Genomic DNA, 11,623 nt, shown 5'->3' with positions numbered 1-11,623 from the left:
AAAATGAACACTTGAATACCTTCCCTTAAACATTCAAGTGTTATCAATATGGGTCAATATACTTCTGTATAACCCCTGTTTAAAAGGAGATGGGTGAATGAGGTTGAATCATTTGAATCTATGTGTTGATGATTTATCAGAAGCTAGACATTTCTTTGAAACATTTTTTGATTTTCAATTTTTGGAGCAAAAGGGAAAGGCGCTTGTAGTGATGAGTGATGAGAATGGATTTATACTGGTGTTAAGTGATCCAAAAGCGTTCAAGGGGAAAAAGGATGTTACATATCCTGAAGCTTTTCATATTGGTTTTTTGGTGGAAACTTCAAGTGAAGTTGATCGAGCATATAATCGTTTAGTAGCTGGGGGCATTGAAATAGACAAGGAACCTTACACAATGAGAGGTAGTAGTTATGGTTTTTATTTTACAATATTTAATGGATTATTAATTGAAGTTTCTTGCCTTGATTATAGAGATGGTAAGAAAGTTTCAAAACTAAATAGCATTCATCAAGAGTAATTGTTTGAAGGTGTATATATAGCCCCTTATCGAGTTTTGGAAGGGGCTTGATCATTTTATTTGTATGATAAGTGAAAAACAAACTGTTAATAAACTAGAGGGTATTCATCTTAAAGCAAATATTGTATGTTTAAAATAAAGTTGTATAAAAAGGTCTATTTTTTAGGGGAAGTGCTTATGCATAAAAGAACTCTAATTTCTTGTGTGCTGTTGCTAGAAAATTTAGAGAATCAACAGTGTTTCTGATGTGATGAGGTGCGAAACTATTATGAGTAGCACAGTGATATAAATAGGAGGTTCTCACTATGACAACTTCATATAAAGCTATGGCATTCCAGCTGAAAACGGAACGACTCGACCTGAATATGTGGGAGGAATCCGATGCAGTATGGCTGAGAAAATTAATTGGCGAACGTGGTGTGGACATGCCAACCATTGACTCTGTTCGTAGCTATCTTATTGAGATGCGCAAGAAAGCAGCTGAAAATGGTATTTCTCTTCTCACTATTCGTAGGCGAGACGAAGGCGATTTCATCGGATACTGTGGCTTAATTATCGGTCGTTCCACGCTTGAAGAGCCGGAGATTGCATACGAGTTGTTCCGCAGTGCTCATCGCAAGGGTTATGCGACAGAGGCAGCAACAGCTGTGCTAGAGGCTGCGATTGCTACGGGGCGCCAAAGACTTTGGTCGACTGTAGGCGCTTGGAATGTTGCGTCCTTCCGGGTATTAGAAAAGATAGGATTTAAGCGGCATCACAGTACGTGGGGTGAACGCGGTGAGATTGTTTGGAACGTACGTGATCTGTAGAGGCTTGACTAAATTCGGAACAATGAAAAATGTAAAAGAAAGCCCATATGTTAGGTTACTTAGTAATCTAACATATGGGCTTTTCCTTATAGTAAATATTGATTTTGTATATATTTAAGTGTAAAAGTCTATTGTTTATTTTAATTTTTTACATCTTCATATAATTGGAGCGCTTCTTTCACATTCAATCTATTCTTCACAATACCATGTATCGCTTGAATCATCGCAGCTGGATGTTCGGACTGCCATATGTTTCGGCCCATATCTACTCCGATTGCGCCTTCTTGCAGCGCATTGTACGTAATGTTTAATGCGTCTTCGATTGAATCTAGTTTCGGTCCGCCCGCGATTACGACTGGAGCAGGGCATGTGCTTGTGATTTTTTCGAATCCTTCACAATAGTACGTTTTAATAATGTCAGCTCCCATTTCAACACATACGCGGGAAGCGAGTGCTAGGAAGCGAGCTTCACGTTTTTGTAATTCTTTCGCAACGGCGGTAATACCGAGTACTGGCAGGCCGTAATCGTGAGCTTCAGATACTACATTTGCGAGATTTGAAACAGTTTGTGTTTCATAGTCTGATCCGACAAAGACAGAAACGCCGACGCCAATTGCGTTTTGTTTTACTGCTTCTTTCACAGGTGTAACAATTGTTTCATTCGCTAAATCTTTGCCGACTACAGTTGCCCCGCCTGATACACGCATAACCATCGGTGTGCTGCAGTTTTCAGGTATACAGGAGCTGAGTACACCTCGTGTTAAAAAGAGGGAGTCTGTATATGGAAGCAAGTTTTTAACTGTTTCTAACGGTTGTTCAAGTCCGTGAATCGGTCCTAAAAAGTAGCCGTGATCTATCGCTAACATAACTGCTCTGCCGTCAGGTAAAATTGTATTTAATCGATTTTTAAATCCCCAAGTCATTAGGAATCACTCCTTCGTTAATGTTGGATTTTCAGTTTGTACAGTATCTTTATTTGGTAAATGTGGTGACTTTATAAAAACAGCTTTAAAAGGCTTATCGGAATGGTTAATAAGATAATGAGATTCATGAGGTCGAACTTGCAAGACATCACCTTGTTTGATCGGAACTCTCTCGTTATTCACATAGAAATCTATTTCGCCTTCTAACGCATAGAAGACTTCTTCGCACGTTGTATGATAGTGATTTTGAAACTCTTGCCCAGGCTGAATAACGACTAGGCCAAGATCGATATTTGGACCTTGTATTAAATATTTAGGCCCGTTATCACCGAAGCGATAGGTGAAATCATCCTCATTCACTTTAAGCATAGAAATCACTCCTTTATGTAATGTGTTACAGCGCACCTGGGGCAATCCACATATGTGATGTGAGGCCTTTATCAGCTAAAGAAAGTTGGCTAGCATACACTGTTTTCCATGTTTCATAGAATCCTTTATAAAGCTCATGATTTTCAGCGTTTGGCTTAAATGTGTTTTCCCACTGTACAAATTGTTCGGCAGTTTCTTCCATCGATTCAAAAATGCCTACGCCAACTCCAGCGGCAATTGCCGTACCTAAAGCAGCGGCTTCTTTTACAACGGGTACTTTAACAGGGATTCCGAGGACATCTGCTAGTATTTGTGGCCAAAGTTTACCTTTAGCAGCGCCGCCAGCAAAGGTTACTTCAGAAGGGAAATTACCTGTGAGAGCTTCTATTAATTTCAAGTTGCCGAGTGTAACGAAGGCGGCATTCTCTTCAATTGCGCGGAACATTTCTTTCTTACCGCATTTTTCAGCATCTAAACTTAAATTTAAAAAGGATGGTGCAGCATGTCGCCAAGAAATATAATTCATTACATTTGAAAAAGTGGGGATTATGCCATGTGAGCCTACAGGAACTTCTTTCGCTTGTTCTTCTAGTAATTCATAAGCATCTACACCGAGTTTTTCAGCGAGCCGTTTTTCTTCATGGCAAAAGGCATCTCGAAACCACCTCATAACAAGGCCAGGGAAGAAAGCAATTGTTTCGTATTGCCATAGGTTAGGAATGACGTGGCAATTAACACGAATCGCCGCATTTGGATCAGTTTCTGGTTTTGTAATATTTACTTCTTGTTGCCAAAAACTGCCCCCGCATATAAATGTTTGTTCAGGCTTTACAACTCCAGTTCCGAGCGATGCCATTTGTGCATCTCCGCCGCCAGCAACGACCGGTGTTCCTTCATGTAATCCTGTTAATTCAGCACTTCGTTTTGTGATATTCCCGATAACTGTACCAGCTTCATTTACTTTTGGAGAAAAGGCTAGAGTAAGACCGCATTGCTCAGCAACCCAGTTATCCCAAGCTCTATTTTGTAAATCGAATATACCGGACGTACATCCATTTGAAGAATCAATTTGCAGCGTGCCACACAACTTATATAAAATCCAATCGTTTAACATCGTAAAGGAATGAATGTTTTTGTACACGTCTGGTTCATGTTTTTTAATCCAAAGTAAGCGAGGTAAAGCACCTAACGAAAAAGTTTGACCGGATTTTTTATATAAATCTTCTTCAATTTCGGAACGAATTTGTTTTAGCTCACTAACTTCCGCTGATGCGCGGCCATCAACATTTGCACAAGCCCATATTTCTTGCCCGTTTTTATCGTATAAAACAAAGCCTTCACGCATACTCGTTGCACTAATACCTTTAATAGAAGAGGGGGACGTATTACTTTTTTGAAGAACATCCTTCGTGCATTCTTGAACGAGCTGCCAGTTTTCTGTTACATCAAAATTCATAGAACCAGGGTAGCGACTATCTGATTTATGAACCCACTCTTTTTGACTAACAGCAAGTTGATTACCGTTTAAATCAAAAAGAACTGCTCGAATGCTCCCTGTACCAGCGTCGTAAGCTAATAGAGTAGACATTAAGAGTCACCTTCCTTTCTTAATAAGGAGAGGGCAGTTTCTTCATCCGTAATTAATGTATGAATGAACTTTCCTTTTAAGGCGCCGTAAATTGCATCTATCTTTTCCGTACCGCCAGCTACACCAACGACATGTTTCATATTTTGAAGAACAGAGAGTGGTGTGCCGATAAGACGATTATGATGAGGAAGTTCTAATTGTTTTCCGTCAGTATTATAAAATTGCCCTAAAATATCTCCTGCCCCGTTTTGACTACGTATATAAGTCATTTCACGTAGTGTTAATTTTTCTTCTTTCACAATTGTGGCGTCTTGAGATAAGCTTCCAATGCCAACTACTGCTGTATGAGCGAGTGAAGCGACGTGAAGCATATCTTTCACGCTTGGTTCGGATAGAATAATTTGCGTCATTTCGTTTGTAGATGTAAGAAAAGGGGTAGGAATAATATGGAGGTCACCTTGCATGTAGTTTAAATAGCTTTGATTTCTTGGAATATAGTGATTTACGCCTCCTGTAAGAGTAACGATTGAAAGATTCATAGAGCTATCAAAATGAATGTTTTCTAGCATTTTACTTATCGTCTCTCCCCAGCCAATCCCAAGTAAATCTCCTTGTTGCAATTGAGTTTCTAAATATTGTGCGGCAGCTTTTCCGAGTGAAAATGCATAATCCTCAGTTGGCGTTGGAATAACGAAAGCATCTTTTAGATGGAATTTTTTCATAAGGTCACGTTCAATGCTTAAACAGTGCAATCCAGTACCTTTTACGTGAAATGTGACGACACCTTCCGTCCGTGCTTTATCTAACAACCGAACGACTTTATTTCTTGAAATGTGAAGAAGTGAAGCAATTTCTTGCTGGGTTAATTGATCTTTATAATAGTACCAAGCTACTTTTGTTAACAAATTGTCTTCAAAGTTGAGCTGTGACATACTCTTCATCCCTTTCAACAATTGACCACTGCTTAAACATATGTGTTCTTTATTTTGTTTATTCCAGTTGAAGCGATAAAATAGTCCAGTGAAAAAAGTGTTCTAGATATGAAAAAATAAATATACAATGCTACAAAACAAGTAGAACAAAAAATCATTTTCTCAAAAAATGTTCTGCATAAAGGCAGGTGACAACATGTGGAGAACGTGCCCTTATTACAAGTTACAAAGGTGAGTAAATCATTTGCAGGTCAACTCGTATTAAAAGAAGTCAATTTACAATTAGAGCGTGGAGATGTATACGCTTTAGTCGGAGGAAATGGTGCCGGGAAATCAACATTAATGAAAATATTAACGGGTTTGTATTCATACGATGCTGGCAAGATGTATGTGAAAGGGGAAATACAACAGTTTTCAAACACAGCAGAAGCACATCAACATGGCATATATTTAATACCACAAGAGCCACTCATCTTTCCGCATATGACAATTGAAGAGAATATTTGTATCGGAATGAAAGCGAAAAAGAAAGAACTTCGAAATAAAATTAATAAGTTGCTAGAAGACTTAGGCTGGAACATTCAACTTCAGGATTTAGGATTATCGTTATCCATTGCCCAGCAACAATTAGTAGAAATATTGAGGGGATTAATAAGGGAAGCTGAGATTCTTATTTTAGATGAGCCAACATCGACATTAACAACTCACGAAATTAAGAGTCTTTTTGTGTTGATGAAAAGTTTAAAAGAAAAAGGAATTGGCATGATTTACATTACGCATCGTTTTCCAGAAATCTTTGAAATTGCGAATAAAGTAGCAATTTTGCGTGACGGAATGATTGTAAGTCAAGGGGATGTATCAAGCTATACATATGACATGCTAATGGAGGGGTTATTACCGAAAGGTTATAAACTTGAGGAGAAGAAAGAAATCACGCAAGAAGAAATAGAGCATTCGGAAAAAGTATTAGATGTCACGAATGCGTCTAGTTATGCGTTTCAAAATGTATCATTAACTGTACACGCTGGAGAAGTTGTCGGGATTGCAGGTATCGTCGGATCAGGTAGGACTGAATTAGCTGAATCAATATTTGGATTAATGCCTTTGAAATCAGGTTCTGTTTTATTAGAGGGAAAATCCATTACGAAGTATTCGGTACATAAGAGAATAAAGGAAGGTATGGTGTATGTACCGGAGGACCGGGCAGGGAATGGCATTTTTTCAATTGCGTCTGTGAAAGAAAATATAACATCTGCATCTTTAAACAGTATGAGTAGCTTCTTTTTAAATGACAAAAAAGAAAGCGCTTTATCAGAGTTGTATATAAAACAGTTTAGAATTGTTGTCCCTCATATGAATGAGAAAATGACGTCTTTATCAGGTGGGAACCAACAGAAGGTCGTGTTAGCGAAATATCTTGCATGTAATCCGAAATTGATTATTCTTGATGAACCGACCCGTGGTATTGATGCGAAAGCAAGATTAGAAGTATACGAAACGATACAAAGTTTGAAGAGAAAGGGACTTGCGATCATATTAATTTCTTCAGATATGGAAGAAATCGTTCAATTAGCGAATCGTGTTTATGTGATGAGAAACGGAGAATTCGTCTCTCATTTGGAGAAGAAGGAAATTTGTATTGATGAAGTTACACGTCTTGCGTACGGAGGAAAGGGAGGTGTAACGGAGTGAACCGTTTATTTAAAATGCATGAGACGTCTATTATTATTTTATTACTTCTTTACATAGCCTTCGTTGGAGTAATGAACCCTAGTTTTGTTCAATTTAGCTCTTTAGCTTTAATTATGAAATCAAGCGTTATTTTAGTTGTTTTGGCAATTGGTCAATCTTTCGTATTGTTTACGAAAAATATAGATGTATCAGTAGGATCTATTATGGGATTAAGCGCTGCGGTTTGCGGGATGTTGTTAACAGATGGATACAGTGCCTTTATTTCAATATTTGCGGCAATTATACTTAGCGCCCTTATTGGTATGGTAAACGGAATTGGCGTTACGAAATTTAGGGTGCCAGCTATCATTATGACATTAGGAATGCTCGGGATTATTAGAGGCGTAATGTTAATATTTACGGGCGGAAAGTGGATTGAAGATATTCCGAATGAGTATAAACAAATTTCTTCTATTATGATGTTAGGGATTCCGATGACGGTATGGACCGTTCTTATCATATTACTGCTGCTATATTTCTTTTTAATGAAAGTTCAAATTGGAAGATATTTTTATGCGGTCGGTGATAATGAAGATGGTGCAAGGCTTATTGGAATACATGTAGATAAAGTGAAAATATACGCGTTTATCATATCAGGCATAAGCGCTGGGTTCGCTGGATGTATATTCGTAATGAATATTGGATTCGTTCCAAATCAAACAGGTACAGGGATAGAATTGCAAGTTATCGCTGCTGCTGTTTTAGGTGGTATTCATTTAAAAGGAGGAACAGGTTCTATATTTGGAGCGGCATTAGGTGCATTCTTCTTAGAAGTGATAAGCAGTTCACTCGTCTTTTTAAAAATACCTGCATTTTGGAATAGTGCTATTTCAGGATTTTTACTTTTACTCATCATCATATTAGATAGTGTCTTAAAAAAATGGAAGAAACTCCGGCAATTAGAAGAAAGGAGGGTGAATCTATGAGGGGAATACGTAGCTTGTATAGATGGGAAGGGGTTCTTCTCATATTGCTTCTCGTAGAATTCATTCTCTTTAGTTTCATAAATAGTGATTTCTTAAACATTAGTAACCTCCTTTTTAGTATGAACGATTTCCTCATTATTTCAATCGCGGCTATTCCGATGACATTTGTCATTGTAACTGGCGGAATTGATGTTTCAGTAGGATCTATTATGGGGCTTACTTCGATTCTTATCGGAGTACTTTGGATGAATGGCATGCCTATACTGTTAGCCGTTATCATTGCGCTCGTAATAAGTTGCATAGCGGGCGGATTAAATGGACTTATTATAAAAATGACAGATGTAGAACCTCTTGTCGTTACACTTGGAACGATGTTTTTATATGCAGGAATTGCCCTTGTTATTTCAGGTGGTTCGGGTGCAGCGGGCTATGAAGGAATAAGTGGTTTACCAGATTCGTATGTGCAACTGGCAAATGGTAGTTTTATCGGTATACCTAATTTATTATGGCTCCTTGTCATTTTAACGATAGTATTTACGATATTGTTTCACCGTACAACATACGGTCGCCACGCAAAATTAACTGGCGCAAATGAAAGTACGGCGAAATATTCCGGAATTCGAACGAAGAAAGTAGTGATTACTGCTTACGTACTTTCTGGGTTAGGAGGTGGATTAGGAGGAGCTTTCTTAACAGCGTATTTCGGTTCTGCTCGTGCTGATATTGGAAGTGAAACCATTTTGCCAGTTATTACGGCAGTTGTATTAGGCGGCACACTAATTACAGGCGGAAAAGGGAGTATTATTGGGACAGTACTAGCGAGTGTTTTTATAGGACTCATGCAGTACGGTTTGCAAATGACGGGCTTAACGAATGAACAATCTAATGTAGTAATAGGTATTATCCTTATTGTTTCTGTTATTATGAGACATTTCAAATTACAACGATTCACTACGGGGAAAAGAAGGAATTTGCATAAGGGGGAAATGTCATGAAGAGAAAACTGGGGATTGTTATTATTATGTGTATTTGTTTAATCGGTTTAATTGCTTGTTCTAGCCAAACTGCGGATAAGAAAAAAGCAGATGATGTAAAATTTGCGTTCATTCCGAAATTAACGGGAGTTGGCTTCTTCACATCAGGTGGTGAAGGTGCAAAAGAGATGGGAGATAAGTTAGGTGTACAAGTGAAGTACGATGGACCGTCTGAGGCAAGTGTATCAGGGCAAGTAAAATATATAAACAATTTTATTAACCAAAACTATGATGCAATTATGGTTTCATCTACGTCAGTTGATGGTCTCTCGCAATCATTACAACGTGCAAAGAAAAAAGGGATGACAGTATTAACGTGGGATTCTGATGTGAATCCGAAAGACCGTTCGTTTTATATTAGCCAAGGTACACCAGACCAACTTGCAAACTTATTAATTGAAATGACTTCTAAGCAAATTGGAGATAAAGGAAAAGTAGCATTCTTTTATTCAAGCCCGACTGTAACAGATCAAAATCAGTGGGTAACGAAGGCGAAAGAGATTATTAAAGAGAAATATCCGAATTGGGAAATTGTAACGACGCAATACGGTGAAAATAATGCGCAAAAATCTTTATCAGTTGGAGAGAGTATTTTAAAAACGTATCCAGATATTAACACAGTAATATGTCCAGATGCAACAGCACTACCAGCAATGGCACAAGCAGCTGAGAATTTGAAAATGGATAAGAAAGTAGTCGTAACGGGGTTTTCGACACCGAACGTTATGCGTGATTATGTGAAACGAGGAACAGTACAACAATTTGGATTATGGGATGTAAAACAACAAGGTGCACTAGCAACTTATGTTGTAAACGAAATTGTTGTAAAAGGGAAGAAGTTAAAAGTCGGGGATAGCTTTGAAGTAAAAGGAATCGGAAAAGTGAAAGTAGAGCCGAACTCTATTCAAGGGTATGACTATGAGGCAGAAGGAAATGGTATTATCGTATTACCTGAACGAGTTGTATTTACGAAAGATAATATCGATAAGTATAATTTCTAGTAGAAAATAAAAACGTCCGAATATATCGGACGTTTTTATTATGTCGTTTTTTTAATCTATTCATTAATTGTGAACAGCTTCTTTTTCATTTAACCCAAGTGTGCGTCCTGTTGAAGCGTGAAGTTCTTGGAACAGTCTTGGATTTTCCGTTAGTGATACGCCATAAGAAGGGATCATTTCTTTTATTTTTGGCTCCCATGCTAGTATACGTTCTGGGAAGCATTTTTCTAATACTTCAAGCATAACGTGAACCGCAGTAGAAGCACCTGGAGAAGCGCCAAGTAACGCAGCGATTGATCCGTCATTTGCACTAACAACTTCTGTACCAAATTGAAGTGTTCCTTTACCACCTGCATCAGTATCTTTAATTACTTGCACACGTTGTCCAGCAACGACAGTATCCCAATCTTCACTTTTAGCGTTCGGAATAAACTCACGTAATTCTTCCATACGCTTTTCGTGTGATAACATAACTTGTTGGATTAAGTATTTTGTTAATCCCATTTCTTTTACACCGGCTGCTAACATCGTTAAGACGTTATTCGGTTTTACAGATCCAATTAAATCAAGGTTTGAGCCAGTTTTTAAGAATTTAGGTGAGAAGCCTGCAAATGGTCCAAACAGTAAAGCTTTTTTGTTGTCTATATATCTTGTATCAAGGTGAGGTACAGACATTGGCGGAGCGCCAACTTTAGCTTTTCCGTATACTTTTGCATGATGCTGCTCTACAACTTTTTGGTTTTTACATACCATAAATAGTCCACTTACTGGGAATCCTCCAATATGTTTTGATTCAGGAATACCAGTCTTCTGAAGTAGAGGTAGACTACCACCACCGCCGCCGATAAAGACGAACTTTGCAGTATGGTGTTCGATTTTACCACTATTCATATCGTGTACTTTCACTTCCCACAAACCGTTCTTCGCACGTTTAATATTTTCAACACTGTGTTTGTAGTTTAGTTCGACATTTTTAGTTTTTAAGTAATCAAACAACATGCGTGTTAACGCACCAAAGTTAACATCTGTTCCAGAATCAATTTTCGTTGCAGCCATCGGTTCATTAGAGTTACGACCTTCCATAATGAGTGGAAGCCATTTTTTTAATGTATCAGGAGCATCAGAAAATTCCATTCCTTGGAATAGAGCGTTTTTTGAAAGCGCTTCAAAACGATTTTTTAGAAACTCCACATTTTTTTCTCCTTGCACCAAACTCATATGAGGTAGTGGCATAATAAAATCTTGTGGATTACGAATTAAGTTTCTCTTAACAAGATACGCCCAAAATTGTCTTGAAAGTTGAAATTGCTCATTTACTTTTACAGCTTTACCAATATCTATAGACCCGTCAGATTTTTCGGACGTATAGTTAAGCTCACATAGCGCAGAATGTCCTGTACCAGCATTATTCCATTCGTTAGAACTTTCTTCTCCGGCATTTGCGAGTTTTTCAAATACCTTAATTTCCCATTCAGGTGCCAATTCTTTAAGTAATGATCCTAACGTTGCGCTCATAATTCCAGCGCCAATTAAGATAACGTCTGTTTTTTGCTGCATGTTGCTCATGATAATCTCTCCATCCCCTATATTGGCAAAAAAGAGTAGGTGTTTTTATATCTAAGCCGTAAAAAGAAAACACCGCCTAGGCCCCACCTAGGTATTTACCTTTTTTGTCTCAATTATATAACCATCTCATAGTCTATTATAATAATTAATAGACTAAAATATCTAGTGTTATCTGATAATTTTAAACTATTTAACGTTTTATTTCATAGAATTCTTCTGTCATAAGG

Annotated in this window: 11 protein-coding genes; 6 read left to right on the top strand and 5 right to left on the bottom strand. The window is 37.9% G+C overall.

Annotation, left to right across the window (positions count from 1 at the left end):
- Positions 1-97 precede the first annotated feature (97 nt).
- Positions 98-517, top strand: a complete 420-nt coding sequence (locus tag AB3X48_RS11820; protein WP_016105194.1) for a VOC family protein — start codon at positions 98-100, stop codon at positions 515-517.
- 305 nt (positions 518-822) lie between these two features.
- Positions 823-1,326 carry a GNAT family N-acetyltransferase gene (locus AB3X48_RS11815; protein ID WP_016105193.1) on the top strand — a complete coding sequence of 168 codons (504 nt, stop codon included), beginning with the start codon at positions 823-825 and terminating at the stop codon, positions 1,324-1,326.
- A gap of 140 nt (positions 1,327-1,466) precedes the next feature.
- Here the strand turns inward: AB3X48_RS11815 and lsrF are convergent, their stop codons facing one another.
- The 4 genes from lsrF to AB3X48_RS11795 are packed head-to-tail and all read right to left on the bottom strand — an operon-like array spanning position 1,467 to position 5,138.
- Positions 1,467-2,249: a 3-hydroxy-5-phosphonooxypentane-2,4-dione thiolase gene (gene lsrF / locus AB3X48_RS11810; protein WP_000219781.1), complete on the bottom strand. Its 783-nt coding sequence runs from the start codon at positions 2,247-2,249 to the stop codon at positions 1,467-1,469.
- Between the two features lie 6 nt (positions 2,250-2,255).
- Entirely contained in the window at positions 2,256-2,618 is a 363-nt protein-coding gene (locus tag AB3X48_RS11805) for a cupin domain-containing protein (protein WP_000921867.1), read from the bottom strand.
- A 25-nt stretch (positions 2,619-2,643) separates the two neighbouring features.
- Positions 2,644-4,206 carry an autoinducer-2 kinase gene (gene lsrK / locus AB3X48_RS11800; RefSeq protein ID WP_016105192.1) on the bottom strand — a complete coding sequence of 521 codons (1,563 nt, stop codon included), beginning with the start codon at positions 4,204-4,206 and terminating at the stop codon, positions 2,644-2,646.
- Positions 4,206-5,138 carry a sugar-binding transcriptional regulator gene (locus AB3X48_RS11795; protein ID WP_016105191.1) on the bottom strand — a complete coding sequence of 311 codons (933 nt, stop codon included), beginning with the start codon at positions 5,136-5,138 and terminating at the stop codon, positions 4,206-4,208. Before AB3X48_RS11795 ends, lsrK begins: the two co-directional genes overlap by 1 nt.
- A gap of 198 nt (positions 5,139-5,336) precedes the next feature.
- On the opposite strand from AB3X48_RS11795, the gene AB3X48_RS11790 reads away from it, so the two are divergent.
- From AB3X48_RS11790 to lsrB, 4 genes are read left to right on the top strand one after another with little or no spacing between them, the layout of a single operon-like run.
- The gene (locus AB3X48_RS11790) at positions 5,337-6,830 is read left to right on the top strand and encodes a sugar ABC transporter ATP-binding protein (protein WP_016105190.1); all 1,494 of its coding nucleotides are present in this window, start codon (positions 5,337-5,339) and stop codon (positions 6,828-6,830) included.
- Positions 6,827-7,795, top strand: a complete 969-nt coding sequence (locus AB3X48_RS11785) for an ABC transporter permease subunit (protein WP_367959552.1) — start codon at positions 6,827-6,829, stop codon at positions 7,793-7,795. The genes AB3X48_RS11790 and AB3X48_RS11785 overlap by 4 nt, the downstream gene beginning before the upstream one ends.
- Positions 7,792-8,790, top strand: a complete 999-nt coding sequence (locus tag AB3X48_RS11780) for an ABC transporter permease (protein ID WP_002110489.1) — start codon at positions 7,792-7,794, stop codon at positions 8,788-8,790. Before AB3X48_RS11785 ends, AB3X48_RS11780 begins: the two co-directional genes overlap by 4 nt.
- Positions 8,787-9,830: an autoinducer 2 ABC transporter substrate-binding protein LsrB gene (gene lsrB / locus AB3X48_RS11775; protein ID WP_367959550.1), complete on the top strand. Its 1,044-nt coding sequence runs from the start codon at positions 8,787-8,789 to the stop codon at positions 9,828-9,830. Before AB3X48_RS11780 ends, lsrB begins: the two co-directional genes overlap by 4 nt.
- A 63-nt stretch (positions 9,831-9,893) precedes the next feature.
- On the opposite strand, the gene AB3X48_RS11770 is transcribed toward lsrB, so the two are convergent.
- Positions 9,894-11,396: a malate:quinone oxidoreductase gene (locus AB3X48_RS11770; protein WP_016105186.1), complete on the bottom strand. Its 1,503-nt coding sequence runs from the start codon at positions 11,394-11,396 to the stop codon at positions 9,894-9,896.
- Between the last annotated feature and the right edge of the window lie 227 nt (positions 11,397-11,623).

This window comes from Bacillus sp. S4, from assembly GCF_040838205.1.
Taxonomy (GTDB): domain Bacteria; phylum Bacillota; class Bacilli; order Bacillales; family Bacillaceae_G; genus Bacillus_A; species Bacillus_A cereus_U.
This window is presented reverse-complemented; position numbering and strand designations above follow the sequence as displayed.

Coding starts and splice junctions, on each gene's coding strand:
- AB3X48_RS11770 (WP_016105186.1), bottom strand. CDS start 11,396: ATGAGCAACATGCAGCAAAAAACAGACGTTATCTTAATTGGCGCTGGA.
- AB3X48_RS11820 (WP_016105194.1), top strand. CDS start 98: ATGAGGTTGAATCATTTGAATCTATGTGTTGATGATTTATCAGAAGCT.
- lsrK (WP_016105192.1), bottom strand. CDS start 4,206: ATGTCTACTCTATTAGCTTACGACGCTGGTACAGGGAGCATTCGAGCA.
- lsrB (WP_367959550.1), top strand. CDS start 8,787: ATGAAGAGAAAACTGGGGATTGTTATTATTATGTGTATTTGTTTAATC.
- AB3X48_RS11805 (WP_000921867.1), bottom strand. CDS start 2,618: ATGCTTAAAGTGAATGAGGATGATTTCACCTATCGCTTCGGTGATAAC.
- lsrF (WP_000219781.1), bottom strand. CDS start 2,249: ATGACTTGGGGATTTAAAAATCGATTAAATACAATTTTACCTGACGGC.
- AB3X48_RS11780 (WP_002110489.1), top strand. CDS start 7,792: ATGAGGGGAATACGTAGCTTGTATAGATGGGAAGGGGTTCTTCTCATA.
- AB3X48_RS11795 (WP_016105191.1), bottom strand. CDS start 5,138: ATGTCACAGCTCAACTTTGAAGACAATTTGTTAACAAAAGTAGCTTGG.
- AB3X48_RS11815 (WP_016105193.1), top strand. CDS start 823: ATGACAACTTCATATAAAGCTATGGCATTCCAGCTGAAAACGGAACGA.